This is a genomic window from Dolichospermum circinale AWQC131C (assembly GCF_000426905.1).
GTDB classification, from domain to species: Bacteria; Cyanobacteriota; Cyanobacteriia; order Cyanobacteriales; family Nostocaceae; genus Dolichospermum; species Dolichospermum circinale.
The window spans coordinates 1-368 of the sequence record NZ_KE384634.1 but is presented as its reverse complement, the minus strand read 5'-3'; the positions used below and the strand labels follow the sequence as shown (position 1 = coordinate 368).

Sequence of the window (368 nt, the reverse complement as noted above, 5' to 3'; positions counted from 1 at the left end):
TCAACAATTAAATAAATTAGTGCAGAATAAAGTCCACAAAAAGTTACATGATAAATATGCAATATGTCCAATTGATTCAACAATTATTACATTGACAAGTAAGTTGCGGCGTTGGTGAATGAAGGTATGATTTTTTCTCACGCAGAGGCGCGAAGGACGCAGAGAGTAAGAGTTTAAGAACTAGAATATTTGATTTTCATACCTCAATTCAGCAATGCCGTGCAAAAAGACAAATATTTTGTAGTGCGAATTAAAAATAATTGGAAACTAGAATTTGGCTCAGAAACTGGATTAATCAAAATCGGTTCATCGAAGGATGCTCCCGCTTACAGAGTGATTAATTTTTGTGATTTAGAAACGAAAACTGA

1 pseudogene is annotated in these 368 nt (G+C 33.7%); it reads left to right on the top strand.

Annotated features, from left to right (window positions below):
* Positions 1-206: 206 nt before the first annotated feature.
* A pseudogene (locus ACIR131C_RS27365) lies at positions 207-368 on the top strand (IS4 family transposase); the annotation flags it as partial.